The organism is Microtetraspora glauca (genome assembly GCF_040656155.1).
GTDB lineage: Bacteria > Actinomycetota > Actinomycetes > Streptosporangiales > Streptosporangiaceae > Microtetraspora > Microtetraspora glauca.
Genome location: NZ_JBFALK010000016.1, coordinates 129,597 through 155,745, shown reverse-complemented (window position 1 = coordinate 155,745; position 26,149 = coordinate 129,597). Strand labels below are relative to the sequence as shown.

The following is a 26,149-nucleotide window of genomic DNA, read 5'->3' as shown; positions in this document are numbered from 1 at the left end:
CTCCTGCCATCCAGCACGCTTTCAGTATTCGCCAAACATGAATCTAGCCCAAACGTACCCGCATGGGCTGATCCGTGCCCACGTGAGACGGCACACAGGCGTCGGCGCCGCGCTTTTCGGCGTCCGGGCCGCCTGCCCGGACGGCGGCACCGTGAAGACAAAACTTCGATACATTGACAACTGTTCTCCGATGCTGTTCAGTGAGATGCGTCCCGAGTGCCGGCCGGACCCGGCCGTGACTTCGTGACTACGCGACTTCGCACGCCTTGAGGCCCGGCGTCACCCGGCCGGCGTTTCCCCTGACATGTGAGAGGAAGTCTCGATGGAGCTGGAACTCTCGTCGGACCAAAAGATCTTCCAGGCATCGGCCAGAAGGCTCCTCGAGAAGGAGTATCCCCTGGACCGCATCCGCGGGATGGCGGACGGCGAGCTTCGTTGGAGCCGGGACTGGTGGCAGAAGGGCGCCGAACTGGGCTGGACCGCGACCATCGTGCCGGAGGAGCTCGGCGGTGGAAGCGTCTCGGGCGAGGGTGTGCGCGATCTGAGCCTTCTCGCCGAGGAACTGGGCGCGGGTGTGGCCCCGGGGCCCCTGCTGCCGGTCAACGTCGTCCTCGCGGGCCTGGTCGAGGCGCAGGGCGGCGGCCCCGACCACAGCGCCGAGATCGAGTCGCTCGTCGCGGGGGAGAGCATCGCGAGCTGGGCGGTCTATGAGCCCGGCGTCGTGTGGTCGCCGCTGGAGCCCCGTCTCACGGCGACTCCGGCGGACGGCGGTTTCGTCCTCCGCGGGGCCAAGGACCGCGTCGAGGACGCCGAGCAGGCGGATCTCCTCCTGGTCACGGCCATGACCCCCGACGGGGTCGCGCAGTTCCTGGTTCCCACCTCGGCCGAGGGCGTCTCGGTCTCCCCGCAGTGGTCCCTGGACCTGTCCCGGTCGTTCGGCGAGGTCCGCTTCGACGACGTCCGGGTCGGGGCCGACGCGCTGGTGGGCGCGCCGGGAGCGGTCGAGGTCATCGAGCGGCAGCTCCAGATCGCCGTCGTCATCCAGTGCTCGGAGCTCTGTGCCGCTCTGGACCGGGCGTTCGCCCTCACGGTGCAGTGGGCCTTCGACCGATACTCCTTCGGCCGGCCGCTGGCGTCCTACCAGGCGCTCAAGCACCGGTTCGCCGACATGCGCACCTGGCTGGAGGCCTGTCACGCCACGACCCAGGCGGCCGCGGAAGCCGTACAGAACAGATCGGCGGACGCCGCCGAACTCGTCAGCGTGGCCAAGTCGTACGTGGGGGAGCGGTCCCTCCCGATGCTCCAGGACTGCGTGCAACTGCACGGCGGCATCGGCGTGACCTGGGAGCACGACCTTCACCTGTACCTGCGACGCGTCACCCTCGACCAGGCCCTGTATGGGACGCCGGAGGACCACTTCCTCCGCCTCGCCGACCTCGCCTCCCTCTGAGATCCCGAAGGACTGATCCGCGATGACAGCGATTGAGAGCGTCGAGTCTTTCCGCAGCCGGGCCCGGGCGTGGCTTGCCGGCAACATGCCGCGCCTGGCGGACGCCGCGCCGCCGTCCACGGAGGGGGATGAGGACGAACAGCGGTGGCGGCGCGCCCGCGAGCTGCAGAAGAAGCTGTACGCCGGCGGCTTCGCGGGCATCTGCTTCCCGGAGGAGTACGGCGGGCTCGGCTTGACCCCGGCTCATCAGCAGGTCTTCAACGAGGAGAGCGACGGCTACGAGCTGCCGGTGGTGCTGAACATTCCCTCGTTCAGCATCTGCGCGGCGACGCTGCTCGACATGGGCTCGGAGGAGCAGAAGCGCGAGCGGATCGGAGCGGCGATCCGGGGGGAGGAGGTGATGTGCCAGCTCCTGTCGGAGCCCAGCGGCGGATCGGACCTGGCCGGTGTGATCACCCGGGCGGAGCGTGACGGGGACAACTGGATCCTCAACGGCGCGAAATGCTGGAGCTCCTCCGCCTACGCCGCCGACTGGGGGCTGTGCCTGGCCCGGACCAACTGGGACGTGCCCAAGCACCAGGGACTGACGATGTTCCTCGTTCCAACGAAGGCTCCGGGCGTCAAGATGAACCGCGTCCGCATGTCGGACGGCTCCGCGGAGTTCTGCGAGGAGTTCTTCGACGACGTGGTGCTTCCCGCGTCGGCGGTGGTGGGCGAGGTCGACGACGGATGGTCCGTCGCCTCCCGGCAGCTTTTCCACGAGCGTAACTCCATGGGCGGCGGCTCTCCCTACATCAGCGGAGGGAGGTACGCGCCGGCCACCCGCCAGATGACCCCGCTCGACATCGCGCGAGCCACGGACCGCGCGGGCGATCCGCGGGTCCGCGAGATGATCGGCAGGTTCCTGGCGATGGAGAAGGTGTCCGAGCAGACGGTCGGCCGGGTCTCGCGCGCGATGGCCACGGGCGCCCTTCCGCCGACGGCCGCGTCCATTCTGCGGCTGCTGCACGCAGAGTCCAACGAGATGGCCGCCGACATCGCCGTCAAGATCGCCGGATCGGGCGCGGCGACCGGCGCCGGCGCAGACCAGGGGATCGGCGGCCAGGCGGGCCTCCGCTTCCTGGTACGCCAGGGCGGGAGCCTCGGCGGTGGCAGCACCGAGATGGCGCGGAACGTCATCAGCGAGCGGGTGCTGGGGATGCCCAGGGAGCTCGCCCTGGACCGGGACGTTCCTTTCAAGCAGGTCAAGCGCGGCCGCTGATCGAGCCACGACGAAACAGGTGGTGGAACTGCGATGAATCTCGCGATGATCCTCGACATGGTGGCCGACGGCATGCCCGACCGTGTCCTCATCGGGGACCGCGCCACCGGTCTCACCGGCGCGGACCTGCGCACCCGGGCACTGGCCGGAGCCGGCCACCTGGCCGCCGTCGGCGCGCGACGCCTGGTTTACCTGGGCGCGAACGGCCGGGCGTTCCCGGTCGCGCTGTTCGCCGCCGCTCTCGCCGGGGTGCCGTTCCTGCCGGTCAACTACCGGCTGGGCCATGAGCAGCTCGCCGACGTGATGGTCCGCCAGGAGTCCCCGCTCGTCGTGACCGACACACCCGAGCGCGTCCCGGGCGCGGCGACCGTCGGCATCGAGGAGTTCCTGGCGCTGCCTGCGGTCTCCGCCTCGTCCGACGCGGAATCGTCGGACGCGGCGGCCACGACCGACCCCGACTCCGTCGCCGTGCTGCTCATGACGAGCGGCACGACCGCCGCGCCGAAGAGCGCCGTGCTTCGCCATCGGAACCTCACCGCGTATCTGTTCGGATCCGTCGAGTTCGGCTCGGTGCCCGACACGGACGCGACGCTGGTCAGCGTTCCCCCGTACCACATCGCGGCGGTGGCGAACGCGCTGTCGAACCTGTACAGCGGGCGGCGGATCGTCTACCTGGACCAGTTCACTCCCGGGGAGTGGCTGGACACCGTGGAAAGCCAGCAGATCACGCACGCCATGGTCGTGCCCACGATGCTCGCCCGGATCGTGACCGAACTGCGGTCCCGGGGAACGCGGGGACCCGGCTGCCTGAAGTCTCTCTCCTACGGAGGCGCGAAGATCGCGCCCGAGATCATCGAGGAGGCTCTCGGGCTGTTCCCGGACACCGGGTTCGTCAACGCGTACGGGCTGACGGAGACCGCTTCGTCGATCGCGGTCCTCGGCCCCGACGACCACAGGGCCGCCGCCGCCAGTTCCGATCCGACGGTGCGGGCGCGACTGGGCTCCGTTGGGCGTGCGCTGCCGTCCGTGGAGATCGAGGTGCAGGACGAGCAGGGGCTCGCGTGCCCCGCCGGCGTCGCCGGAGACATCGTCGTACGCGGCCCGCAGGTGGCAGGGGAGTACCTCGAAGCCGGCAGCAGGGTGCGCGAGGACGGCTGGTTCCCCACCAGAGACTGCGGCTACCTGGACGAGGAGGGCTATCTCTTCGTTCGCGGCAGGACCGACGACACGATCATCCGCGGCGGCGAGAACATCGCGCCCGCCGAGATCGAGGACGTGCTCGCCGGCCACCCCGCCGTCCTGGAGTGCGTCGTCGCCGGTGTGCCGGACGTTGAGTGGGGCCAGCGGATCGGCGCGTTCGTCATCGTCCGTCCCGGAGCCGCCGTCGACGTCGAGGAACTGCGGACCTGGGCGCGGGAGCGGCTCCGCGGCTCGAAGACCCCCGAACACGTCCTCTTCGTCGACGAGTTCCCGACGAACCCCACCGGCAAGGTCCTGCGCCGGGACCTCGTCGCACTCGTGCGCGAGGACGAGGCCCTCACCGCGTAGCGGTCCCCTCTCACCCGGGGCATCAGTCCGCCCCAGCCTTCCGGCGTCCCTGCCCGGACGCCCTTCATCGGGGCGCATGCCCTGGATCACAAGGAGGATGAAATGAATCTCGACGGTGCGTCGGCGTTGGTCGTGGGCGGCGCGGGTGGCTTCGGCGAGGCGACCGTGCGGCGGTTGGCCGAAGCCGGCGCCAAGGTACTGATCGCCGACCTGGCCGAGGACAAGGGCAAGGCGCTCGAGGCGGACCTCGGCGGTGACCGGGTGCGTTATCTGTCGACCGACGTGACCCGGGAGGACTCGGTGGCCTCGGCGGTGGCGGCAGCCCGCGAGCTGGGCACGCTCCGGGTGGGAGTCGTCGTCCACGGCGGTCCGGCCGCGGCCCGCCGCATCGTCAACCGCGACGGCGAGTTCTACCCGCTCGAGACGTTCCGGCGCACCATGGATGTGTTCCTGGGCGGCACATACAACGTGCTGAGTCAGACGGCGGCCGCCATGACCCGGAACGAGCCGCTGGACTCCGGCCAGCGCGGGGTCGTCATCATGACGGCCTCGATCGCCGGTTTCGAGGGCCAGGTCGGGCAGACGGACTACGCCGCGGCCAAGGGCGGCGTCATCAGCCTGACTCTCACCGCCGCCCGCGACCTGGCGCCGACGGGGGTGCGGGTCATGACCATCGCGCCCGGCACCTTCTTCACTCCCGCCTTCCAGATGAGCGAGGAGGAGGCGCAGGCGAGGTGGGGGCAGGGCGTGCCGAACCCCAAGCGCATGGGCCGGCCGGACGAGTACGCCAGGCTCGCCATGCACATCGTGGACAACGACTACCTCAACGGCGAGGTCGTCCGCCTCGACGGAGCGTTGCGCTTCAACATCTGACCCGTGACGGCGGTTCCCGCCGTGCCCCCGCTCGACGGCCTGCTCTGCCGTGCCCCGGGAACACCGCATCATTCGACACTCTTCGATTTCTTGTCGGTCCGGCGGGGTATTGCTGGCGAACACTTTGATGGTTAGTGTTCTATCTAACTTTTCGGCCATACCGGTGCCGGCACCCGACGATCAGCGGTTCCGAATGGCCCTCCGCCCCATAGAAGCCGCTGGCTCCCCAGAGGCCAGTGTCAGGAAAACGAGGTCTCGTCCTGTGTTCAAACCGATGCAAGGCGTCCGGGTGGTCGAGGTCGCCCAGTTCACGTTCGTGCCCTCCGCCGGCGCCGTTCTGGCGGACTGGGGTGCCGATGTCATCAAGATCGAACACGCGGAGAAGGGGGACGCGCAGCGTGGCCTGGTCAAGGCCCTCGGGCAGGACGTGATCTCCAAGGGATCGAGCTTCGCGCCGATCATGGACGGACCCAACCGCGGCAAGCGGAGCATCGGTCTCTCCCTGGAGAAGCCGGAGGCCAAGCGCGTCCTGCGCGAGCTGATCCGCACCGCCGACGTCTTTCTGACGAACTTCCTGCCCAGCGCACGGACGAAGCTGGGCATCGACGTCGAGGACGTGCGGGCGATCAACCCGAACATCATCTACGCGGCCGGCACGAGCTTCGCGCACAGCGGCCCTGAGGCCGACAAGGGTGGATACGACGGCACGGCATTCTGGGCCCGAGCCGGCAGCTCCGACAGCGCCACCCCGCCGGGCGCGTCCCACCTGGTTCAGCAGCCGACCGGTGCCTACGGCGACAACATCGGCGGGATGACCATCGCCGGCGGAATCGCGGGGGCCCTCTTCGCGCGGGAGCGCGGCCTCGGCGCGGCGACCGTGGACATCTCCCTGCTCGGCGTCGGCGCCTGGGCCACCCAGCTGAACGTGAACCTGGCCCTGATGGCGGGCGGGCCCCTGCCGAAGCACGACCCGGCGGCCGGCAACGTGAGCAATCCGCTGACCGGCATGTACCGGGCCGCGGACGACCGGTGGCTGTCCCTGGTCATGCTCCAGCCCGGACGTTACTGGCCGGAGTTCTGCGAGAAGGTCGGCCGTCCCGAGCTGGCCACCGACGAGCGTTTCGACTCGGCCGAGAAACTGATGGCCAACGCCGCGGAGGCGGCCCGCATCGTCGCTGAGGTCATCGGAAGCCGTACCAAGGACGAATGGGTCGCCGCCTTCGACGGCATGGAAGGCCAGTGGGCGGTCGTGCAGAACACCTACGAGGTCGGCCAGGACCCTGCCCTGCGGGCGATCGGCCTGATCTCCGACGTGGTCGACGCCGAGGGAGGGACCCGGCAGCTCGTCGCCAACCCGGTCCAGTTCAACCGGGAGGCGGCGCAGCTCAAGCGTGGCCCCCTGTTCGCCGAGCACACCGACGAGATCCTGCGCGAGCTGGGCTTCAGCGACGAGGAGCTGATCAATATCAAGATCACTGGTGCTGCCACATGAGCGGGGAAACCGTGCGGCGCGTCGGCTTCGTCGGCCTTGGCAGCCAGGGCGCGCCGATGGCCCACCGGATCGTTGAGGCCGGCGTGCCGACCACGCTGTGGGCCCGCAGGCCGGAGACGCTCAAGCCCTTCGCCGGCACCCCGGCCGACACGGCCGGCTCGGCCGCCGAGCTGGGCGCGGCTTGCGACCTCGCCTGTGTCTGCGTCCTCGACGACGCCGGCGTCGAGCAGGTCGTCGCGGGGCCCGCAGGACTGCTGGAGGGCATGCGGCCCGGCGGGGTGATCGCGGTGCACAGCACGGTGCACCCCGACACCTGCCGGCGGCTCGCCGTACAGGCCGCGGAACGAGGCGTCACCCTCATCGACGCCCCGGTCAGCGGCGGCGGACCGGCGGCCGAGAAGGGCAGTCTCCTCGTGATGATCGGCGGAGAGGACGCCGCGGTGGAGCGCAGCCGGCCGGTCTTCGAGACCTACGGCGATCCGGTGGTGCACCTGGGGCCGGTCGGCGCCGGGCAACGCGCGAAGCTCATCAACAACCTGCTGCTGGCGGCGAACCTCGGAGTCGCCGAGAGCGCGTTCGCGCTGGCCCGCGGGCTCGACATCGACCCGGCCCAGCTCTCCGTCGTGCTGGCGCACGGCTCCGGTTCGAGCTTCGCGGCGGGCATCATGCGACAGCCGGACTTCTCGCTGGCCTCGATGGCCGGCATCACAGGTCCGCTGCTGCAGAAGGACGCACGGATCGTGGTCGCCCTGGCCGAGGCATCCGGAGTCACGGCGGGAACCGTACTCGGAGCCGCGGACGCCGCCCTGGAGTCGATGGGATGCCCCCGATGAGCGCCGACGGGAAGGTGCGCATCGGCTTCGCCGGCGCGGGCCGGATGGGCCGGCCGATGGTGCGGCGGCTGCTCGCGGCCGGGCACCCGGTCACCGTCCTGGAACTTTCGGAGGCCGCGCGCAAGGAGCTCGCCGCCGACGGCGCCGACGTCACCTCCGACGTACGGGACCTCGCCACCGTGGAGGTGGCCGCGGTGTGCGTGTTCACCGACGCGCAGGTGCGGGACGTCTGCCTCGACGGCGGGCTGCTGGACACCATGCCGCCGGGCGCGGTCCTGATCGTGCACACGACGTGCAGCCCGCTGACCATCGAGCTCCTCGGCGAGTACGCCGACCGGCGCGGGATCGCCGTGGTCGACGCGGGGATCAGCGGCGGTCCCCACGACATAGCGGCCGGGCGGCTCACCCTCTACCTGGGTGGGGAGGCGGACGCGGCGGACCGGGCGCGTACCGTCCTCGCGGCCTACGGCGACCCGATCCTGCACCTCGGGCCCCGGGGCACCGGGCAGCGGGTCAAGCTCCTCAACAACGCGGTGTTCGCGGCGAACATCGGGATCGTCGCCCAGGCGGTGGCCGTGGCGGCGGAGCTCGGTGTGCCGGAGGCGAGCCTGCTCCAGGGCCTGCGGCACGGCAGTGGGTCCAGCCGCGCGCTGGACGGTGTCGCCTCGGCCGGATCCGTGGCGGGGTTCACCGGGAACGTGGGGGAGTTCATCGGCAAGGACCTGGCCGTCGTCCGGCAGATCACGGCCGAGCTCGGCGTGGATCTCGGCGCGCTCGGCGACGCACACCGGGTTCTCGCGCACCTGCTCGAACCCGCGAGGGACCACTCGGGGGCCGAGTCGGCCGCCCGGCCCGACGCGGCCCCGGGGCCGCAGTAGTCACACCCCTACGAAAGGGAGTCCCCCTGATGGCCATTCCGAACGACCGCATGCTCATAGACGGCGAGCTCGTCGCCGCCGGCCGCGGTCGCACGTTCGACAACATCAACCCGGCGACCGAGGAAGCGGTCGGCGCCGTGCCGGACGCCGACGCGGCCGACGTGGAGCGCGCCATCGGCGCCGCCCGCCGGGCCTTCGACGGCACTGACTGGTCGACCAACGTCGAACTGCGGCGCCGCTGCCTCGTGCAACTGCGCGACGCGCTGCGCGCGAACGTCGAGACGCTGCGATCCCTGCTCGTGGCCGAGACCGGCTGCCCGGTGTCGCTGACGCCGGGGATCCAGCTGGAGCAGCCGATCTCCTACATCGACCACTACATCGACCTGCTGGAGCGCTACGAGTTCGAGCGGACGCTGCCCACCAAGACCATCATGGGCATGCCGACCGACCGGATCATCCGGCGCGAGGCCGCCGGCGTGGTCGCCGCCATCACCCCGTGGAACTACCCGTTCTACCTGAACATCTGCAAGGTGAGCGCCGCGCTGGCCGCCGGCTGCACGGTCATACTCAAGCCGGCTCCGGACACCCCGTGGAGCGCGCTCGCGCTGGGCGCGATCGCGGCCGAGCACACCGACATCCCGCCCGGCGTCCTCAACGTGGTCACCACGAGCGACAACAACGTCGCCCAGTTGCTGGCCACCCACGAGGACGTCGACGCCGTCACGCTCACCGGATCCACCGGCACCGGGCGCAAGGTCATGGCGGCGGCCGCCGACACGGTCAAGCGGGTGACGCTCGAGCTGGGAGGCAAGTCCGCCGCGCTCCTGCTCGACGACGCCCCTCTGGAGGCCATCGTCCCGGGCCTGGCCGGCGGGGTGTGCTTCCACGCGGGCCAGGGGTGCACGCAGCTGACCCGCCTGCTGGTGCCGCGGCCCCGCCTGGACGAGGCGCTCGCCCTCGCCGTGGCCGCCATGAAGAACGTCTCCTGGGGGGACCCGACCGACCCCACCAACATCATGGGGCCGGTCGTCAACGCCGCGCAGCGCGACAAGGTGCTGAGCTACTACGAGTCCGCCGCGCGGGACGGACGCGTCGTACTCGGTGGCAAGCCCACCGACCGGTTCGAGCGCGGCTACTTCGTCGAGCCCACGCTGATCACCGACGTGGACCCCAAGGCCGCCGTCGCACAGGAGGAGATCTTCGGGCCGGCGCTGGTGGTTCTGCCGTACGACGACGACGCCGACGGCGTCCGGATCGCCGACAGCACGATCTTCGGCCTGTCCACGGCGGTCTTCAGCGCCGATCAGGACCGGGCGATGGCCATGGCCCGCCGATTCCGCACCGGGACGGTCAGCGTGAACGGGGGCCAGTGGTTCGACGTCGAGTCGCCGTTCGGCGGCTACAAGCAGAGCGGCCTCGGCCGCGAGTGGGGGACCGAGGGCCTGGAGGACTTCCTCGAGGTCAAGACCATCGCTTTTCTCGCGGCCGCCGGCTGAATCGGCGCTGACAACAACCAGGAAAGAGGTTCCATCATGGGTCGAGTAGAGGGCAAGGTCGCCTTCATCACCGGCGCCGCGCGCGGCCAGGGCCGCAGCCACGCGGTCCGGCTGGCCGAGGAAGGCGCCGACATCATCGCCGTCGACATCTGCCGCGACCTGCCGACGAACAGGTACCCGCTGGCCAGCTCGGACGACCTGAAGGAGACCGTCCGGCTGGTGGAGCAGCACGGCCGGCGGATCGTGGCGGTCGAGGCCGACGTGCGCGACCGGGCGCAGTTGGCCGCCGCGCTGGAGCAGGGCATCGCCGAGCTGGGCAGGCTCGACGTGGTGGTCGCCCAGGCCGGCATCATGCCGCTGGGCGGTGAGCCGCCGATGCAGGCGTGGACCGATGTGATCGACACCAACCTGCTCGGCGTCATCAACGCCATCCACGCGTCGATTCCGCACCTCACCGAGGGCGGCGCGATCATCGCGACCGGATCGGCGGCGGCGTTCATGACGGGCATCTCGGTCGCCCAGCCGGGAGTGGACCCCGGCGGCGCCGGCTACTCCTACGCCAAGCGGGCGCTGTCGGACTTCGTCCACGAGCTCGCGCGCAACCTCGCCCCGCGCATGATCCGGGCCAACGTCGTGCACCCGACGAACTGCAACACCGACATGCTCAACAGCGAGCCGATGTACCGGGCGTTCCGGCCGGACCTGGAGAACCCCACCCGTGAGGACGCGCTCCCGGCCTTCCCGGCCCAGCAGGCGATGCCCATCCCCTTCATCGAGCCGCTCGACATCAGCAACGCGGTGGTCTACCTCGCCTCGGACGAGTCGCGTTACGTGACCGGTCTGCAGCTGCGGGTCGACGGCGGGTCGTACCTCAAGTTCCACGACTTCCACGTCTGATCCGGCCGCGAAGGTCGCGTCGGCCCTCGGCCCGCCCTGGCCACGAGACCGTGTGAGCGGGTCTGCGGCCGAGGGCCGACAACGGGGTCCTCACCTCGAGTTCCACGACTTCCACCTCTGATCCACCAGGAGACTCCAGTGAAGGTTCGCGTCGACCCGCAGATCTGCCAGGGCCACACACTGTGCGCGATGATCGCCCCCGACCTCTTCGCCCTGCGGGACGAGGACGGCCACTCATATGCCATCAGCGAGGACGTGCCCGCCGGGAAGGAGGACCTGGCCAAGGAAGCCGCCCGGTCCTGCCCGGAGCAGGCGATCCAGCTGTTCTGACCCCCACCGACCTCGGGCTGGAGAAGCACGCCGTGAGCACTGAAGAAGCGCACGTTCCGGACGCGGAACGCAAGAAGGACACCATCAGCCTGGACCGGCACTCCCCCCGGTACCGCATCGAGTTCGAGCAGCTCGCGGACGAGTTCCACGCGAAGTGTCCGGTCGCCTGGAACGAGACCCACGGGGGCTACTGGTTCGCCAGCGGCAACAAGGAGCTGTTCGACGTCGCCCGGCGAGCCGACGTGCTGTCCAACGACAACGACATCAGCGGCACCAAGCGGGGCTACGTCGGGATCAGCATCCCGCACGTTCCCGATCCGGAGCGGCGGACCCGGGGCGGCTTCCTGGAGATGGACCCGCCGGAGCAGCGCTACTACCGCCAGGCGCTGAACCCGTACCTGTCGCCGGCGGCGGTCGCACGGTGGAAGCCGGTGGTCGAGGAGCTGACCAGGGCGTGCCTCGACGAGGTCATCGAGACCGGCCGGATCGACTTCGTCGACGACCTCGCCAACGTCGTGCCCGCGGTGCTCACCCTGGCGATGCTCGGCATGCCGCTGAAGCACTGGGAGATCTACTGCGAGCCCACGCACGCCTCCGTTTACACCCCGCCGGACTCGCCGGACTACCCCCGGGTGCAGCAGCTCTCGCTGCAGATGGGCATGCACATGATGCAGACCATCCACGAGATCCGGGCCAACCCACGCCCCGGCCTGATCAACGAGCTGGTCACCGTCGAGATCAACGGCTACCGGCCCGACGACATGGAGATCCTCGGCGTCGTCATGCTGCTCATCGGCGGCGGCTTCGACACCACGACCGCGCTGACCGCGCACTCCCTGGAGTGGCTGTCCGAGCACCCCGACCAGCGTGAGCGGCTCAGCCGGGAGCGGGAGACGCTCCTCGACAGCGCGACCGAGGAATTCCTGCGCTTCTACACCCCGGCGGTGGGCGACGGACGCACGATCTCCCAGGACTGCGAGATCAACGGCACCCGGTTCAAGGAAGGGGAGCGGCTCTGGCTGTCCTGGGCGATGGCCAACCGGGACGAGCAGGTCTTCCCCGACCCGCACACCATCCACCTGGACCGGACCGGCAACCGGCACAGCAGCTTCGGGCTGGGCATCCACCGCTGCATCGGGTCGAACGTGGCGCGGGCCATCTTCAAGATCATGCTCACCGCGGTGCTGGACCGGATGCCGGACTACGTCTGCACCCCGGGTGGCGCGGTCCACTACGACACGACCGGCGTCATCAACGGCATGAAGAACCTGCCCGCGACCTTCACCCCGGGCAGGCGGCTGGGCGCCGGCCTCGCCGAGACGATCGACAGGATGCAGCGCATCTGCGACGAGCAGCGGCTCGCCGAGCCGGTCACCGTCCGTGCCGCGCGGGCGGAGCTCGACTGACCTCGATGCTGACCGCGAACTGACCGCGAGCGCTGCGTCTTAGTCCTGAGAACCAAGGAGTGCGTGGTGGCCTACATAGTGGCCGAACCCTGTGTGGACGTCCTCGACCGCGCGTGCGTGGAGGAGTGCCCCGTCGACTGCATCTACCAGGGCGAGCGGATGGCGTACATCCAGCCCGACGAATGCGTCGACTGCGGGGCGTGCGAGCCGGTGTGTCCCGTCGGGGCCATCTACTTCGAGGAGGACCTCCCCGAGGAGTGGAGTTCCTTCACGAGGATCAACGCGGATTTCTTCGCCACGGCCGGCTCACCGGGCGGCGCGTCCGGCCTGGCGCCGGGCAGCCTGCCGGACCCCGAGCAGGTCACCCGGCTGGCGAGGCGGGAGGCCGGGCGATGAGCGCGCAGGGCCGGCCGCTGCCGTTCGTCACTCCCTGGAACAAGTTCTACTGGACCTCCGGCGCCGACGGCCGGCTCCGGTTTCAGGAGTGCGAGTCCTGTTCGGCGCTCATCCACCCACCGAAGCCGGTGTGTCCCTACTGTCGTGGCTCGCGACTCGGGGTCCGCGCGGTGTCCGGCTTCGCCACCCTGTTCGGGTTCACCGTCAGCCACCGGTTCCACCTGCCGGGGCTGCCCTCGCCGTACATCATCGCCCAGGTGGCGGTCGAGGAGGACCCGCGCGTCCGGCTGACCACCCGCCTGGTGGACTGCGAGGAGGGCGATCTCCAGCTCGGAATGCGGATGGAGGTCACCTTCGAGCAGGTGGAGGACGTCTGGCTGCCCCTGTTCCGGCCCACGGCCGAGCAGCCGGAGCCACCGGAACAGCACGCGCGGCCGGTTTCGCTCCCGCCGGACGAGGTGCCGGCGGAGCGGGTCCGCACCCTGGTGCGGCCCGCTCCGCGCGGCCGGAAGTTCGAGGACGACGTCGTCCTGTCCGGCATCGGCCATTCGGCGATCGGCCGCAGGCTGATGGTCGACCCGCTCTCCCTGACCGTCGAGGCGTGCCAGGCGGCCGTGGCCGAGGCGGGCCTGACGATGGACGACATCGACGGGCTCTCGACGTACCCCGGAGGCGGTCTGGAGCACGGCATGGGGGAGGGCGGGATCACGGCGCTGGAGGCGGCGCTGCGCATCCGCCCGACCTGGTTCAACGGCGGCGGGGAGACGTTCGGTCCGGGCGGCTCGGTGATCGCGGCGATGCTGGCGGTCTCCGCGGGACTGGCACGGCACGTGCTGTGCTTCCGCACCGTCTGGCAGTCGACCCACGACCACCTGCTGCGCCAGGGCCTGCTGGGCGGAGGCGGATTCGGGCGGGTCGCCGGCGACATGGGGTGGGGCATGCCGTTCGGGGCGACGTCGGCCGCGCACGTCCTCGCGCAGACCGCCCAGCGGCACTTCCACCGCTACGGGACCACCCGCGAGACGCTCGGCTGGATCGCACTCAACCAGCGGGCCAACGCGGCACTCAACCCCACGGCGGTCTACCGCGAGCCGCTGACGATGGACGACTACCTGAGCGCCCGGATGATCACCACGCCGTTCGGGCTGTACGACTGCGACGTCCCCTGTGACGCCGCGGTCGCCGTCGTCGTCTCCGCCGCGGAGACGGCCGGCGACCTACGGGTACGGCCGGTCCGGGTGGAGGCGGTCGGCACCCAGATCATCGAGCGGCTGGAGTGGGACCAGAGCACGTCGACGCACGAGCCCCAGGTCCTGGGACCGGCGGCGCATCTGTGGAGCCGCACGACGCTGCGACCCGGCGACGTGGACGTGGCCGAGCTCTACGACGGCTTCACGTTCAACTGTCTGTCCTGGATCGAGGCACTGGGCTTCTGCGGGATCGGCGAAGCCAAGGACTTCCTCGACGGCGGGAAGAACATCGCCAGGGACGGCGTGCTGCCGCTGAACACCCACGGAGGGCAGCTGTCGCACGGACGCACCCATGGTATGGGCCTCCTCCACGAGGCGGTCGTGCAACTCCGCGGCGAGGGAGGGGCCCGGCAGGTCGAGGGCGCCCGCGTGGCCGTGGTGAGCAGCGGGGGCCTGACCCCCAGCGGGGTCATGCTGCTGCGGTCGGATGGCTGATCACACGACGGTGCGGCCTTCGAGCACCCCGGCAATTGACGATATGAGGAACGCGCAGATGTCAAATGGAGCAGGTGTGCGGGACGGGGACACCCTGTTCATCGACGGCAAGTGGCAGCCGGCCGACGACGGGCGTACCTTCGATGTCACCGATCCCAGCACCGGTGAGCTCATCGGCCAGGCCTCGGACGCCGGGGCCGCGGAGACCGACCGCGCGATCGCCGCGGCGAAGGAGGCCTTCGCTTCCTGGAGCCGGGAGACCGCCTACCGGCGGGCGGAAGTCCTGTGGGCCGCACACGCATTGATGATGGAGCGGCTGGAGGACCTCGCCGGGCTCATGACCCTTGAACAGGGCAAGCCGCTGAAGGCCGCCAAGAACGAGGTTCGCTACGCCGCCGACTTCCTCAGCTGGTTCGCCGAGGAGGCCAAGCGGGTCTACGGCGGCTCCATCCCCTCCGCGCGCCCGGACCAGCGGCTGTCCGTGCTGCGCCAGCCGGTGGGGGTGGTGGCGGGGATCACTCCGTGGAACTACCCCATCTCGATGATCACGCGGAAGGTCGCGCCTGCCGTGGCCGTCGGCTGCTCCATCGTGCTGAAGCCGGCGGAGCAGACGCCGCTGTGCGCGGTCGCCGTGTTCGAGCTGCTGGAGGAGGCGGGACTGCCGCCCGGGGTGGCGAACCTCATCACCACCAGCCGGCCACGTGAGGTGGGGGACCGGCTGCTCGACTCGCCCGCTGTGCGGAAGCTCACCTTCACCGGCTCCACCGAGGTCGGAAAGAAGCTGACCGCCAGGGCGGCGGCGACGATGAAGCGGGTCTCGATGGAGCTGGGCGGGCACGCGCCGATGCTGGTCTTCGACGACGCGGATCCCGCCCACGCGGCCAAGGGGGCCGCACTGGTGAAATTCCTGAACACCGGGCAGGCCTGCATCTGCCCCAACCGCATCTTCGTCCAGCGGTCCGTCCTCGACGCCTTCACCGACGAGCTGGTGGCCCGGGTCGGCGGGATGGTCGCCGGGCCCGGCGACCGGCCGGGGGTGAACATCGGACCGCTGGTCGACGACGCGGCGCTGGAGAAGGTGGCCGGACAGGTCGAGGATGCCGTGGCGAAGGGCGCGCGCCTGCTGGCCGGGGGGCGGCGGCTGAAGGAGGGCGGCCTCGGCGCGGGCAGGTTCTACGCACCCACCGTCCTGGCCGACATCGACGAATCCATGCGGATCTATCACGAGGAGACCTTCGGCCCGGTGGCGGCGATCATCCCGTTCGACGACGAGGACGAGGCCGTGCGGAAAGCCAATGACACCGAGTACGGCCTCGCGTCGTACGTGTACACCAACGACCTGGGACGTGCCGTCCGCGTCTCCGAGGCGTTGCGGTTCGGCATCGTCGGGGTCAACGACATCAACCCCACGGCGGCCGCGGCGCCGTTCGGCGGCGTGGGGATCAGCGGGGTGGGCCGTGAGGGCGGAGCCCAGGGCATCGACGAGTACCTCGACGTGAAGCTCGTCGGGCTCGTCGTTCCATGATCAGGGCCTCGTCGTCCTGTGTGTCTGTACGGATGGAGAAATAAGGAGCGCGCGATGAAACTGCGAGTGGGACAGACCTTGAAGAGCCTTGTGGACACCACGGGACTGGTGGTGGTCCGGTGCCCCGACCAGGACCTTTCGGTCACCTGTGGTGGCCATGAGATGTCGCCGGACGCGCCGGGTGAGCGAGTGCCGGCCGTCGGGGGCCCGAACGGTTCGGGCCTCCAGCTGGGCAAGCGCTACACCGTGGACGGGACCGACGTGGAGCTGCTCTGCGTCCAGGGTGGTGAGCATTCCGTGGCCGTCGACGGCACGGAGGTGGTGCAGAAGAGCGCCAAGCCCCTGCCCGCGTCGGACTGACGTGATGTCGGCATCCCATCACGTCGTGGTCGTGGGCGCCGGGCTCGGCGGCCTGCGCACGATCGAACAGCTGCGCTCGGGTGGTCACCTCGGCCCGATCACGCTGGTCGGCGCCGAGCGGCACGTGCCGTACGACCGCCCACCGCTGTCGAAGCAGATCCTGAACGGCCTCTGGGAGCCGCAGCGGGTGATCCTGCGCGACGGTACCGGCCTGGCCGAGTTGGATGTGTCGGTGCGCCTGAGCACCCGGGCGGTCGCGCTGCGCGGTACGACCGTCGACTTGGACGGCGGCGGCAGCGTCACCGGTGACGCCATCGTGATCGCGACGGGTGTGGTTCCCCGCAGGCTGCCGGGCCAGCCGGACGGGGTGGTGACGCTTCGCACCCTCGACGACGCCCTGGCCCTTCGGAAGGCGCTCGACTCCGCCCACTCGTTGATCATCGTGGGTGCCGGCTTCATCGGGGCGGAGGTCGCCTGCGCCGCCCGCCGCAGGGACATCGCGGTCACCGTGCTCGAGGCGGCGCCCGTACCGTGCGAGCGGGCACTGGGGAGACAGGTCGGCGCGCTCGCGGCGCGCCTGTTCACCGAGGCGGGGGTCGACCTGCGCTGCGGGGCGCGGATCGCCCGCCTGGTCGACGACCACACGGTCGAGTTGGAGGACGGGGCCGTGCTGTCGGCCGATGTCGTCCTCGTCAGCGTCGGCGCGACACCGGACCTGGCGTGGCTCGACGGAGCGGGACTACGGAACCAGAACGGACTGGCGTGCGATGAGCGCGGCCGCGTCGTCGGCACGGGCGGCGTCTGGGCCGTGGGAGACGCCGCGGCCTGGTGGGATCCGGTTGCCGGAGACCATCGTCGCAGTGAGCACTGGACCACGACGATCGACCAGGCCGCGAAGGTGGCCTGCGACATTCTGGGAACCCGGCTCCCCGCGGCCAGGCCGCCCTACGTGTGGTCCGACCAGTTCGACCTGAAGGTCCAGACGATCGGGCGGACGAGTACGGCGGACGAGGTGGTCACCCTGCACGGCGAGGGCATCCAGGGCGGCGCCGTCAAGGGCACCGTCGTCGGCTACTTCATTGACGGCGCGCTGACCGGCGTCGCGTCATTCGGCGCTCCGGCCCTCTTCGTGCGCTACCGCTCGCTGGTCGAGTCCGGCGCGGACCGTGGCGCCGTGCTCGCACAGGCCGGACGCGGCACGACTAGGGAGTCTCGTTGATTGAAATCGATCTGGCCGCGACCGTGCTGAGGGTGGCCCTGGGTACCACGATGATCGCTCATGGCTGGAACCACGCTTTCGGAGGCGGCAGGCTCCCCGGAACGGCTCGGTGGTTCGAGTCCATCGGCATCCGCCCGGGACGTCTGCACGCCCTGCTGGCGACGCTCACCGAGCTGGGAGCCGGCGCCCTGCTGCTCCTCGGTCTGCTCAACGCCCTGGCAGCCGCCATGGTGGTCGGAACCATGACGGTGGCCTTGATAGCCAACCACATCAAAAACGGATATTTCATCTTCCGGCCCGGAGAAGGGTACGAGTACGTCCTGTTGATCATCCTGGCCGCGTGCGGTCTCGCGGCGCTCGGCCCGGGCCGCTGGTCCGTGGACCACCTCGTGGGACTCGGCCTGGACGGTCCGCTCGGCCTGGCCGTGGCGGCGGTCGCCGGCGGGGGTGGAGGCCTGCTCCTGCTGGCCGTCTTCTGGCGGCCGGGTGCCCGGCCGCAAGGATGATCTGAGCGCGGACCGGACCCGGCGTACACGCCTCACGTCCCCGGCTCGGCCGACCGGGCCGGGGTCTTCTGCCCACCGCCCCGGTGACGTACCAGATGGTCGGGCGTCCCCGGGGCGTCGGCGTCATTCCTTCAAACCGCGTCACGCCTTCAAACCGGATACTCCGGCAGTTGGGCGAGCAGGGCCGGAAGGTCCGCCAGCCCGAGCAGAGATCCGGGGTGGGCCGATAGCGGTGCCCGGCAGGACCCGGACGGACACCGGCGGAGATCATGGCGTGCCCGGAAACGAGCGCGGCCACAGGGACGTCGTCGAGCATCAGGTGGAGCAGTGATGCGGACCGCACATGATCGGGAACGACATCGGCGAGTATCGACCTGAAGCCGCGCCACGTCTGGGTGCCCACAAGTCCTCGCAGCCGGGATTCATCCGGGTCGGAGCGCAGCGCGGTCACCGTGCGTCCCCCCATGAAGTCGACCTCGGCGGTGAGCGCCGCACGCCCGCTCACCGTGCCGTTCCCGTCGGCGTCCGTCACGAGGTCGCGGGCGGCGCCGCGCAGGTGCAGCGACCGGTCAGCCCCTCGGGCCGGAGGGTGTCGAGCGTGGCGGTACGGCGGACCGAGCCGGGCAGGCGGGTCGAGGGAGTCCGCAGCGGATTGTGCGGACCCCGCCGGGGGTGCAGGGTGCGGTTGTCCACGAGGAGGCTCCTCACGTGATGTGCGTCGTCCGGCGCACCGGCAGCCGGGGCCGCGGCGCCGACCCGAGAAGATCTATGGGATGGATCACCAGGTCAGCAGGACGAGCTCCCGCCCCGCTGCGTCGACGCGCGCCGGGGCATGCTGGACCGGGCGCGACCCGGGCGCCAGCGTCCGGAGTTCGTCCATGAGTTCCCGCAGCACCCGGCGGCGCAAGGTGTAGTAGGAGTTGCGCCCTTCCTTACGGACGTCCACCAGGCCTGCCTGGATCAGAAGCTTGGTGTGGTAGGAGATCGTGGGCTTGGAGACGGGCAGCGTGTCTTCGAGGGTGTTGCGGGCGAGCTCGTCCACCATGGCCATCTGGCAGACGATCTGCCACCTGACGGGGTCGGCGAGGGCTTTGAGGACTTCGGTTCCTGAGCTCACCGTCGTGATCACCTGCCGGTGAACGTGGGGGGGCGCCGTTCCCGCTTGGCCTGGATCCCCTCGTGGACGTCGGAGGTGGCCAGAGTGACCGGCTGCGCCAACGCCTCCCACTGGAGCGAGGCGGCCAGTCCGTTGGCCGACTGTTCGAGTCCGGCCTTGGTGAGGCGGGTGGCGATCGGTGCGGCGGTGGCGATGTGCCGCGCCATCTTGATGGAGTGGTCGAGGACGTCGTCCACCACCGCCGAGACGAGCCCCCATTCGAGGGCTTCCTCCGCGCTCAGTTCCCGGCCCGTGTAGAGAAGATCGCGGGCGCGGGGGACCCCGATCGCCTCGGGGAGCAGCCAGGTGGCGGCCATCCCGCCGTGTGTGCCCAGGTAGATGAAGGGCGCGCTGAAACGGGCCGTGGCGGCGGCGTACCGGAGGTCGCAGGCGAGGGCGGCGCAGAGTCCGGCCCCGATCGCCGGCCCGTTGACGGCCGCGATCACGGGGAAGGGCAGCTCCCGAGGAGAGAGCCAGGTGCGGTAGAACGGGAGCATCCGGTCGCGCATCTTGTCCGGCGTGTTGTCCTGGGACGATCCCTGATCCAGCCAGGACAGGTCGGCGCCGGAACAGAACGAGCTCCCGGCGCCGGTGACCACGAGCGCGCGGACGTCCGGATCCCCGGCGAGCTCGGTCATCGCCGCCGCCCACGCGGCGGTGACCTCGGTGGTCATCGCGTTGCGCACCTGCGGCCGATTGAGAGTGATCAGCCGGACGCCGGGCGCGGGCTTGTCCAGCAGAACCGCATCGTCCGAGCTCGAGCTCATCGATATCTCCTCCGTCAGGCGCCGGGTGCGATGGCCCCGGTACTGCGGCTACGGTGCGGCGGGCACGTCTCGGCCGGCGGGGTCGGCGCCGAAGTGATCGGGGCACCAGTTACTTTAGCGCCGCCCCCCGTACGCGGGTCCGCGAGTGCGGGCGGCGTCAGCCCACCTGGAAGAGCTCGTGCAGAGCCGGCGTCGGCGGTCGGCTCGTGGCCCTGACGGCCGAAAGGCCCGGATCCCCGGAGAGGCCCGGGTTTCCAGGGGCTCCGGCGCGAGGCCACCTCGGAAGCGTCCTCCGATGGGGGAGTCGGGACAGCGACCATCCTCGGCCTCCAGACAGTCGACGTTCAATGCGTTCCGGACGGCGTCCACGGATCCGCGTGCCATCCGCGACAGCCGGGTTGAGCTGGATCAACTCTATCACCATTATTTGATAGATTCACAAGTATCTACGGGCCCGCGAGATCCGCCAACGGCGCGAGGCCCGCGCCGACGCCCGCCTGAACGGCCCCCGCAGGCCGTGCCCGTTCCCGCGGCCCGCAAAGCGCTAGCGTCTGGTCCATGATCGTATGGCTCAACGGCACCCACGGCGCAGGCAAGACGACGACCAGTGCACTCGTGCAGCAACTGATCCCGGATTCACGGGTGTTCGACGCCGAGAAGGTCGGCGAGACACTCATGGACATCAGGCCAGGGCTTCCCAGGACGGACAACTTCCAGCACTGGCCGCCGTGGCGGCCACTTGTAGTCGAGACCGCCCGCCGCGTACTCGACTACACCGGCGGCACTCTGGTGATGCCCATGACTGTCCTCGTCGAGCAGTACTGGCGCGAGATCAGCTCGGGCCTCGCCCAACATGCCATCCCAATACGGCACTTCGTCCTCCACGCTGACCAAGACACCCTCCGCAGGCGCATCGAGGGGGACACCCTTCTTGGTCCCTCCCCCTTCCGCCTCAAATACCTCGAGCCCTACGCCGAGGCGGCCCGCACGTGGCTACACGGCGAGGCCGAGGTCGTCGACACCACGCACCTCACGCCCGCCCAGGCCGCCCTGCAGATCGCAGAGGCCGTCAAGAGTTGAGGCCCGCGCGAAGAGCGCGGCCGTTGTCATGACGGACGGCCCGCCGTACCAGGGCTTCCGGCCGCCGGTGGCAACGTGGAAGCAGAGGCGGCCGCCAGCAGGCCGACTGTGTCGACGTCGAGTTGGCGGCCGTGCCGAAGAATCCATCCGGGCATGCGGCGAGCGCGCGGAAGGGTCACGCCGTCCACGGCAACGCCCTCACCGACGCCGACCGCCGCGGCCTCACCCCTCTGTTCTGGACCCACGTCCTGCCCTACGGCGAAGTCCGCCTCGACCTCGGAAAACGCCTGTCCCTCAGGGGCACTGCCGCTCAGCCCCCGGGCCGGCGCCAGCCCCATGACGGGCGAAGGGAACGGAGCCGCTGCTCCGCGCGCCACAGCGAGCATCAGCGAAGGAGGGCCGGGGCCCAGACGTCGCCGCCGGCAGCCCAGGTCCAGAGCCACTCCCGCAGCGATGGGGTGATGTGGGTGATGCCGTCTTCGGGCCGTTGCCCTTGGTCCGGATCCCAGCCGTCGGCGTCGTAGAGCAGCACGGGGTTGTCTGGCTCGGTCAGCGAGGCGTACCAGTACATCGTGCAACCGCCAGGTGACAGCTCGAACCAGGACGCCGGGAGGCCGTTACGGCGGTCGCGCCGGTGGAGTTGCACGACAGAAGGCCACACCACGCCGCGTGGATCACGGTTGCCGTAGCGGAGGCAGCCGAGCCCTCGAGCGTCGGGGCCGAAGCCTCCGTCGGCGACCTCGGTGTACAGGCGCCGAAGGATGCCGGGCAACTGGTGTCCGATCCGCGCTTCGACATACTCGACCTCGGCCGGTGAAGCCGGCGGGAACATGGGCCCGCGCGGGGCGTCCTGGTAGTACTCGACCGCCTCTTCCGAACCTGCCGGGAAGTAGATCGTCCCCTCGCTGTCGATCGGGTAACTGCTCCGCCAGGCCAACTCGATCCGCTCTTTCCCGAACCGGTCCTCAACCCACTCGCTTGGCACCGTAGCTTCGTCGAACCGCCGAGCAGGATCGTAGGCGCGCATCCGAAGCTTCCCGATCAACAGATCGTCGTCAAGGGCATCGCTGAACATGCGCACGCGGTCATCTACCTCTCTGTTCGGTTGTGGTGAGGGAGGGACAGGAGAGTTCGATGCGACGCCGCTTCACACCGACCTGCTTGATCTGCATGGTCACCGACGCTGTTGCGCCTGCCGTACGCCTCGGACGGTCCTTCTCCCATGTCGCGGCCCTTGACGCTGTCGGCGTCGGTGGTGAACAGCAGATCGTCGCCATCCATGACGAACCAGTCGTGCGGGCATCGATTCGTCGACGCTCCGCAGCCATATCATCAGCGTTCTCCACGCACCGGTCCGATAGGGAGGACCGGCAGCTCCCAGACCAGTCATGGTCGCGGCGAGGCCGCGTCCAGGAGAGCACGTCCAGCCTTGGTGAGCTCGTGCGTGGCCGTGCGACCGGCCCGGCTACTGTCGATCAACCCGGCGTCTCGCAGGATTGCCAGGTGTTCGCTGGCCGTCGGGGCGGTGACGCTCACCAGCTTGGCCACAACGGTCGTCTGCAGCGGAGTGGTGAGTGCGGCCAGGATCCTCGATCGAGTCGTTCCCAGAAGCCGGTCAAGGGATCTCGGAGTGGGAGGTGCCGCCCAGAGGTACCGCCCGGATGCCGGGTAATGGATCGCCGGAGTCCAGTGGTCTGAGGTGGCGCACTGCACCCGGTCGGTGATGAACAGTGACGGAATGAGAATGAGTCCCTCGGGGCAGTCGACGTCGAAGTCGACGGTCGACTCGACGGTGATGGTGTCGCCTTCGCACGCCGCGGAGTGGTGCAGGCGCGGAAGGACTGCGCGCAGCCCCTCGCGGTTGACCTGGATGGCCCGGTCCAGCATCTCGGCACGCAGCGCCTGCCGCATGGACGACCACTCCGGTTCGATGGCCGCCTTCCAGAGGCGGCGCGCCGCATCGGCGGCCTCCAACCTGGCTCGGTCGGGGTCATCGAGCAGTCGGCGGCCCATTTCGGCCCCACGCCCGATCGTGGCGTCCACCAGCTCGGCGTAGACCTGGTCCGTCGGGGTGGAGAGGAGGGCATCCATGCCTTCTTCGAAGGTCGGCTCACTGGACATCGGCGATGGGTCAAGGAAGTCGGGTCGGTACGCGCCATCGGCCATGAAGACCGTGAGCGCGCTCAGGTCCAGGCCCGAAAGGCGGTGGTGGCGACGGCGGAGCCACGGGTGGAACATCGGGTGACGCTGCGGTTCGGTCAACAGCCGGGCAAGACTGACCACTTCGTGGATCGGCGACATGGCCCATCGCACGCTCGCAGCACCAGCGCCCAATCGGTAGCGGATCATCTCCATATTGTTAGGCCACCGCCGAAGTGAGCGCGAGCGGAGCGGCGAAGCCCCGAGACTCGCGTCATGACTGAGACGAAGCCGATGGACTGGTTCTGCAAGCAACCCGAGCGAGCCCGAAAGACGCGAACGATCCGGCTGGGCGCCAGCGGATCGACCATCGAAGTCCTCGCCGGCCCGGCGGAGACCAGCGGGGTCGTGAGCATCTACCGGTGGCGCATGTCGCCCTCCAGCCGGGGACCTGCCCCGCACTTTCACACGACCTTCAGCGAGACCTTCATCGTTGAGGAAGGTGAAGTCGACTACTTCGATGGGCGGGCCTGGCGAACACTGCTGCCCGGCGACACCGCGCATGCCGCGATGGGTGACGTCCACGCGCTCCGGAAGGAGCGCGCCGAACCTGCCACCCTCCTCATGGCACTCTCGCCAGGCGTACCCCGCGAGGAGTACTTCGCGCAGCTCGCCACCGTGAACGAGCGGGACCAGAGCCGGCTTCACGAAGCCCACGACAACCATTTCGTCGACGACTACGAACGGTGATGGCACCGGCACGGCATACACCCCGCCCCCGACCCACTACCTGGAATGCGCTCGTAGAACTGCTCCCGAGAGGCGAGACAACCCATGCTCAGCAACATCGCCACTGTGTTCGCCGGACTGATCGGCGCGGGCATCATCTTCATGGGCGCCCTCGCCTTCTGGGCGCCGCAGGCTGCGGTCGGGTTCGGCATCCCCGACACGCCGACCGAGGACCGCAGCTTCCACGCCTGGCTGTCCGTCAAGGCCGTGCGCGAGATTGCCTCAGGGCTCTTCATCTTCATCCTGCTGGCCGGCGGGACAACCCACCTGCTGGGCTGGTTCATGCTTGCCGCCAGCGCCATACCCGTCGGTGACGCGGTGATCGTGCTGCGCAGCAACGGGCCCAAGTCGGCCGTCTACGGCATCCACGGCGCCACCGCCGTGGTGATGCTGACGATCAGCGCGCTCCTGCTCATCGCGTAAACCACGTGGTCCGGCGGCCGGCGCTCTTCGACGCGTCCCGCCATCGCCGCACCAGCCATCCAGCAGCCGGTCGACGTTGGACCAGAACAGCGCGGTCAGGCCGCGCCGGTCCTCGGCTCGGCGAGAACCTGCTGAAGCAGCAGCGTGTTGCCGTGCACCAGCGCGGACCGCAGCAGGCGCAGGGCCGGCATCGAGGTTTCGGCGTGATCCTTGTCCGGCCGGTCAGGGCGCCGTCCTTGCCGTAGTGCGGCACGGTGTTCCTTCGCATTTTCTGAGAACTCGAAAAGGGAGACGACGATGACGATCAACGATCTGCGCGGTGTCCTCAAAGGGCGCGTGCTCCTGGCCGATGATGACGGCTTTGAACAGGCGGCCACCGCGTGGAATCTGACCGTCAGGCAGCCCGTGGCGGCCGTGGCGGAGGCCGCGGACGCCGATGACGTGGCGGCGCTCGTGCGTTACGCGCGGCGGGCGGGTATGACGGTGACCGCCCAGCCGAGCGGGCATGGTGCCTCTGGTGATGTGGAAGGCCTGATCCTGCTGCGTACCGGCCTGCTGAACGAGGTGGAGGTACGCGCGGGGGAACGCGTGGCCCGGGTGGGCGCGGGCGTGAAGTGGGGGCAGGTGCTGGCGGCGGCCGGTCCGCTGGGTCTGACCGGCCTGTCCGGCAGCGCGCCGGGGGTCAGCGTGACCGGCTACACCCTGGGCGGTGGGGTCGGCTGGTTCAGCCGCAAGTACGGCTTCGCCTCCGACAGCGTGCGGGCCATCGACATCGTGGACGCCGATGGCGAGCCGGGCCGGGTGACCGCCGAGTCCGATCCCGAGCTGTTCTGGGCGCTGCGCGGCGGTGGCGGGGACTTCGCGGTGGTGACCGCCCTCGAACTCGAGCTGTATCCCGCGCCAGTCCTGTACGGCGGGCGCGTGATCTGGCCGGAGCACCGGACCAGGGAGGTGTACGACGCGTTCCTGGAGATCACCGCCGAGGCGCCGCGTGAACTCAGTGTCTGGATCAACCGGCTCCAGCCACCCGGCGCGTCGCCGATGGTCACGCTGGATCTGGCCTACCTGGGTGAGGCGGCCCAGGGGGAGGACCTGCTGGCGCGCATCGACAAGATCGAGGGCGCGATCTCCGACAGCCGCGGCGTCGTCCCGGTTGCCGACCTGGGTGACATCACCGCCGAGCCCACCGATCCGACCCCATCCATCGCCCGCGGGGAGCTGCTCACCGGCCTGGACGCGGACGCGGTGGAGCTCCTGCTGGCCAAGCCGGTCGAACCACTCATCAACGTGCAGATCAGGCACCTGGGCGGGGCGCTCGCCGAGTCGGGCGGCGGGGGCGGTGCGAGCGGCGCGGTGGCTGAGCCGTACCTGCTCGGCCTGCTGGGTCTCGGCCTGCCGCACGCGGCCGATGCGACGCGCGCCAAGCAGGCCGAGGTCGTGGCCGACCTGGAGGCCTACATCAGCGGCCGCAAGCCGTACACCGTGCTGTCCCCCGGTGACACGGCGGCGAACTCCTTCTCCGGCAACGCGCTCGCGCGGTTGCGGGAGATCAAGCGGGCCCGTGACCCGCACAACGTGTTCCGCGCGAACTACCCCGTGCTCGGATAGATCGGTTCCCAGCAGGTCACGGCCCCTCCGCC

General features: G+C 70.0%; 27 protein-coding genes. 21 read left to right on the top strand and 6 right to left on the bottom strand.

Annotated elements, in window-relative coordinates; all coding sequences use genetic code 11:
- The first annotated feature begins 322 nt into the window (after positions 1 to 322).
- The 17 genes from AB0I59_RS27750 to AB0I59_RS27670 all read left to right on the top strand — a co-directional run bounded on the left by AB0I59_RS27750 (position 323) and on the right by AB0I59_RS27670 (position 18,155).
- Entirely contained in the window at positions 323 to 1,450 is a 1,128-nt protein-coding gene (locus AB0I59_RS27750) for an acyl-CoA dehydrogenase family protein (RefSeq protein ID WP_061252673.1), read from the top strand.
- 22 nt (positions 1,451 to 1,472) lie between these two features.
- Entirely contained in the window at positions 1,473 to 2,711 is a 1,239-nt protein-coding gene (locus tag AB0I59_RS27745) for an acyl-CoA dehydrogenase family protein (RefSeq protein WP_358137509.1), read from the top strand.
- Between the two features lie 33 nt (positions 2,712 to 2,744).
- Positions 2,745 to 4,259, top strand: coding sequence for a class I adenylate-forming enzyme family protein (locus tag AB0I59_RS27740; RefSeq protein WP_358137506.1), 1,515 nt, complete (start codon positions 2,745 to 2,747; stop codon positions 4,257 to 4,259).
- Between the two features lie 102 nt (positions 4,260 to 4,361).
- Entirely contained in the window at positions 4,362 to 5,132 is a 771-nt protein-coding gene (locus tag AB0I59_RS27735) for an SDR family NAD(P)-dependent oxidoreductase (RefSeq protein WP_061252676.1), read from the top strand.
- 262 nt (positions 5,133 to 5,394) lie between these two features.
- Positions 5,395 to 6,624, top strand: coding sequence for a CaiB/BaiF CoA transferase family protein (locus tag AB0I59_RS27730; RefSeq protein ID WP_358137503.1), 1,230 nt, complete (start codon positions 5,395 to 5,397; stop codon positions 6,622 to 6,624).
- The gene (locus tag AB0I59_RS27725) at positions 6,621 to 7,457 is read left to right on the top strand and encodes an NAD(P)-dependent oxidoreductase (RefSeq protein WP_358137500.1); all 837 of its coding nucleotides are present in this window, start codon (positions 6,621 to 6,623) and stop codon (positions 7,455 to 7,457) included. Before AB0I59_RS27730 ends, AB0I59_RS27725 begins: the two co-directional genes overlap by 4 nt.
- Positions 7,454 to 8,335 carry an NAD(P)-dependent oxidoreductase gene (locus tag AB0I59_RS27720; RefSeq protein WP_358137497.1) on the top strand — a complete coding sequence of 294 codons (882 nt, stop codon included), beginning with the start codon at positions 7,454 to 7,456 and terminating at the stop codon, positions 8,333 to 8,335. Before AB0I59_RS27725 ends, AB0I59_RS27720 begins: the two co-directional genes overlap by 4 nt.
- Positions 8,336 to 8,364: 29 nt before the next feature.
- A complete protein-coding gene (locus tag AB0I59_RS27715) occupies positions 8,365 to 9,831 on the top strand; it encodes an aldehyde dehydrogenase family protein (protein WP_061252679.1) in 1,467 nt (488 codons plus the stop codon).
- A 36-nt stretch (positions 9,832 to 9,867) separates the two neighbouring features.
- Positions 9,868 to 10,728, top strand: coding sequence for a mycofactocin-coupled SDR family oxidoreductase (locus AB0I59_RS27710; RefSeq protein ID WP_061252680.1), 861 nt, complete (start codon positions 9,868 to 9,870; stop codon positions 10,726 to 10,728).
- A gap of 138 nt (positions 10,729 to 10,866) precedes the next feature.
- The gene (locus AB0I59_RS27705) at positions 10,867 to 11,058 is read left to right on the top strand and encodes a ferredoxin (protein WP_061252681.1); all 192 of its coding nucleotides are present in this window, start codon (positions 10,867 to 10,869) and stop codon (positions 11,056 to 11,058) included.
- 32 nt (positions 11,059 to 11,090) lie between these two features.
- Complete coding sequence (locus AB0I59_RS27700) at positions 11,091 to 12,464, top strand: cytochrome P450 (protein WP_358137494.1); 1,374 nt, start codon at positions 11,091 to 11,093, stop codon at positions 12,462 to 12,464.
- Between the two features lie 66 nt (positions 12,465 to 12,530).
- Complete coding sequence (gene fdxA / locus AB0I59_RS27695; protein WP_061252683.1) at positions 12,531 to 12,860, top strand: ferredoxin; 330 nt, start codon at positions 12,531 to 12,533, stop codon at positions 12,858 to 12,860.
- On the top strand, positions 12,857 to 14,545 hold the full coding sequence (locus AB0I59_RS27690) for a thiolase C-terminal domain-containing protein (RefSeq protein ID WP_358137491.1): 1,689 nt from the start codon (positions 12,857 to 12,859) through the stop codon (positions 14,543 to 14,545). Before fdxA ends, AB0I59_RS27690 begins: the two co-directional genes overlap by 4 nt.
- A 76-nt stretch (positions 14,546 to 14,621) precedes the next feature.
- Positions 14,622 to 16,070 carry an NAD-dependent succinate-semialdehyde dehydrogenase gene (locus AB0I59_RS27685; RefSeq protein ID WP_358137488.1) on the top strand — a complete coding sequence of 483 codons (1,449 nt, stop codon included), beginning with the start codon at positions 14,622 to 14,624 and terminating at the stop codon, positions 16,068 to 16,070.
- A 54-nt stretch (positions 16,071 to 16,124) separates the two neighbouring features.
- Positions 16,125 to 16,430 carry a hypothetical protein gene (locus tag AB0I59_RS27680; protein ID WP_061252686.1) on the top strand — a complete coding sequence of 102 codons (306 nt, stop codon included), beginning with the start codon at positions 16,125 to 16,127 and terminating at the stop codon, positions 16,428 to 16,430.
- Positions 16,431 to 16,434: 4 nt separating this feature from the next.
- Positions 16,435 to 17,649, top strand: coding sequence for an NAD(P)/FAD-dependent oxidoreductase (locus AB0I59_RS27675; RefSeq protein ID WP_061252848.1), 1,215 nt, complete (start codon positions 16,435 to 16,437; stop codon positions 17,647 to 17,649).
- Positions 17,646 to 18,155, top strand: coding sequence for a DoxX family protein (locus AB0I59_RS27670; protein WP_061252687.1), 510 nt, complete (start codon positions 17,646 to 17,648; stop codon positions 18,153 to 18,155). The genes AB0I59_RS27675 and AB0I59_RS27670 overlap by 4 nt, the downstream gene beginning before the upstream one ends.
- A gap of 528 nt (positions 18,156 to 18,683) precedes the next feature.
- Here the strand turns inward: AB0I59_RS27670 and AB0I59_RS27665 are convergent.
- The 3 genes from AB0I59_RS27665 to AB0I59_RS27655 all read right to left on the bottom strand — a co-directional run bounded on the left by AB0I59_RS27665 (position 18,684) and on the right by AB0I59_RS27655 (position 20,078).
- Positions 18,684 to 18,848: a hypothetical protein gene (locus AB0I59_RS27665; RefSeq protein WP_358137483.1), complete on the bottom strand. Its 165-nt coding sequence runs from the start codon at positions 18,846 to 18,848 to the stop codon at positions 18,684 to 18,686.
- A gap of 85 nt (positions 18,849 to 18,933) precedes the next feature.
- On the bottom strand, positions 18,934 to 19,272 hold the full coding sequence (locus AB0I59_RS27660; RefSeq protein ID WP_063818579.1) for an ArsR/SmtB family transcription factor: 339 nt from the start codon (positions 19,270 to 19,272) through the stop codon (positions 18,934 to 18,936).
- Positions 19,273 to 19,280: 8 nt separating this feature from the next.
- The gene (locus AB0I59_RS27655; protein ID WP_061252688.1) at positions 19,281 to 20,078 is read right to left on the bottom strand and encodes an enoyl-CoA hydratase/isomerase family protein; all 798 of its coding nucleotides are present in this window, start codon (positions 20,076 to 20,078) and stop codon (positions 19,281 to 19,283) included.
- Between the two features lie 558 nt (positions 20,079 to 20,636).
- Here AB0I59_RS27655 and AB0I59_RS27650 point away from each other — a divergent pair.
- On the top strand, positions 20,637 to 21,158 hold the full coding sequence (locus AB0I59_RS27650) for an AAA family ATPase (RefSeq protein WP_061252689.1): 522 nt from the start codon (positions 20,637 to 20,639) through the stop codon (positions 21,156 to 21,158).
- A 385-nt stretch (positions 21,159 to 21,543) separates the two neighbouring features.
- Here the strand turns inward: AB0I59_RS27650 and AB0I59_RS27645 are convergent, their stop codons facing one another.
- Both AB0I59_RS27645 and AB0I59_RS27640 read right to left on the bottom strand, forming a co-directional pair.
- Positions 21,544 to 22,239 (bottom strand): SMI1/KNR4 family protein, encoded by a 696-nt coding sequence (locus AB0I59_RS27645; protein WP_358137478.1) that lies wholly within the window; start codon positions 22,237 to 22,239, stop codon positions 21,544 to 21,546.
- Between the two features lie 305 nt (positions 22,240 to 22,544).
- Entirely contained in the window at positions 22,545 to 23,513 is a 969-nt protein-coding gene (locus tag AB0I59_RS27640; protein ID WP_358137475.1) for a DUF5937 family protein, read from the bottom strand.
- A 60-nt stretch (positions 23,514 to 23,573) separates the two neighbouring features.
- On the opposite strand from AB0I59_RS27640, the gene AB0I59_RS27635 reads away from it, so the two are divergent.
- Together AB0I59_RS27635 and AB0I59_RS27630 are read left to right on the top strand one after the other, a co-directional pair.
- Entirely contained in the window at positions 23,574 to 24,047 is a 474-nt protein-coding gene (locus tag AB0I59_RS27635) for a cupin domain-containing protein (RefSeq protein ID WP_358137472.1), read from the top strand.
- An 84-nt stretch (positions 24,048 to 24,131) separates the two neighbouring features.
- Positions 24,132 to 24,509, top strand: coding sequence for a DUF4267 domain-containing protein (locus tag AB0I59_RS27630; RefSeq protein WP_061252692.1), 378 nt, complete (start codon positions 24,132 to 24,134; stop codon positions 24,507 to 24,509).
- 95 nt (positions 24,510 to 24,604) lie between these two features.
- On the opposite strand, the gene AB0I59_RS27625 is transcribed toward AB0I59_RS27630, so the two are convergent.
- Positions 24,605 to 24,817, bottom strand: coding sequence for a hypothetical protein (locus AB0I59_RS27625; protein WP_358137469.1), 213 nt, complete (start codon positions 24,815 to 24,817; stop codon positions 24,605 to 24,607).
- Here AB0I59_RS27625 and AB0I59_RS27620 point away from each other — a divergent pair.
- Positions 24,807 to 26,117 (top strand): FAD-binding oxidoreductase, encoded by a 1,311-nt coding sequence (locus tag AB0I59_RS27620; protein ID WP_358137466.1) that lies wholly within the window; start codon positions 24,807 to 24,809, stop codon positions 26,115 to 26,117. The two genes, AB0I59_RS27625 and AB0I59_RS27620, sit on opposite strands and share 11 nt — an antisense overlap.
- Positions 26,118 to 26,149: the final 32 nt, after the last annotated feature.

Coding starts and splice junctions, on each gene's coding strand:
- AB0I59_RS27750 (WP_061252673.1), top strand. CDS start 323: ATGGAGCTGGAACTCTCGTCGGACCAAAAGATCTTCCAGGCATCGGCC.
- AB0I59_RS27745 (WP_358137509.1), top strand. CDS start 1,473: ATGACAGCGATTGAGAGCGTCGAGTCTTTCCGCAGCCGGGCCCGGGCG.
- AB0I59_RS27740 (WP_358137506.1), top strand. CDS start 2,745: ATGAATCTCGCGATGATCCTCGACATGGTGGCCGACGGCATGCCCGAC.
- AB0I59_RS27735 (WP_061252676.1), top strand. CDS start 4,362: ATGAATCTCGACGGTGCGTCGGCGTTGGTCGTGGGCGGCGCGGGTGGC.
- AB0I59_RS27725 (WP_358137500.1), top strand. CDS start 6,621: ATGAGCGGGGAAACCGTGCGGCGCGTCGGCTTCGTCGGCCTTGGCAGC.
- AB0I59_RS27720 (WP_358137497.1), top strand. CDS start 7,454: ATGAGCGCCGACGGGAAGGTGCGCATCGGCTTCGCCGGCGCGGGCCGG.
- AB0I59_RS27715 (WP_061252679.1), top strand. CDS start 8,365: ATGGCCATTCCGAACGACCGCATGCTCATAGACGGCGAGCTCGTCGCC.
- AB0I59_RS27710 (WP_061252680.1), top strand. CDS start 9,868: ATGGGTCGAGTAGAGGGCAAGGTCGCCTTCATCACCGGCGCCGCGCGC.
- AB0I59_RS27690 (WP_358137491.1), top strand. CDS start 12,857: ATGAGCGCGCAGGGCCGGCCGCTGCCGTTCGTCACTCCCTGGAACAAG.
- AB0I59_RS27680 (WP_061252686.1), top strand. CDS start 16,125: ATGAAACTGCGAGTGGGACAGACCTTGAAGAGCCTTGTGGACACCACG.
- AB0I59_RS27675 (WP_061252848.1), top strand. CDS start 16,435: ATGTCGGCATCCCATCACGTCGTGGTCGTGGGCGCCGGGCTCGGCGGC.
- AB0I59_RS27655 (WP_061252688.1), bottom strand. CDS start 20,078: ATGAGCTCGAGCTCGGACGATGCGGTTCTGCTGGACAAGCCCGCGCCC.
- AB0I59_RS27650 (WP_061252689.1), top strand. CDS start 20,637: ATGATCGTATGGCTCAACGGCACCCACGGCGCAGGCAAGACGACGACC.
- AB0I59_RS27640 (WP_358137475.1), bottom strand. CDS start 23,513: ATGGAGATGATCCGCTACCGATTGGGCGCTGGTGCTGCGAGCGTGCGA.
- AB0I59_RS27635 (WP_358137472.1), top strand. CDS start 23,574: ATGACTGAGACGAAGCCGATGGACTGGTTCTGCAAGCAACCCGAGCGA.
- AB0I59_RS27630 (WP_061252692.1), top strand. CDS start 24,132: ATGCTCAGCAACATCGCCACTGTGTTCGCCGGACTGATCGGCGCGGGC.
- AB0I59_RS27620 (WP_358137466.1), top strand. CDS start 24,807: ATGACGATCAACGATCTGCGCGGTGTCCTCAAAGGGCGCGTGCTCCTG.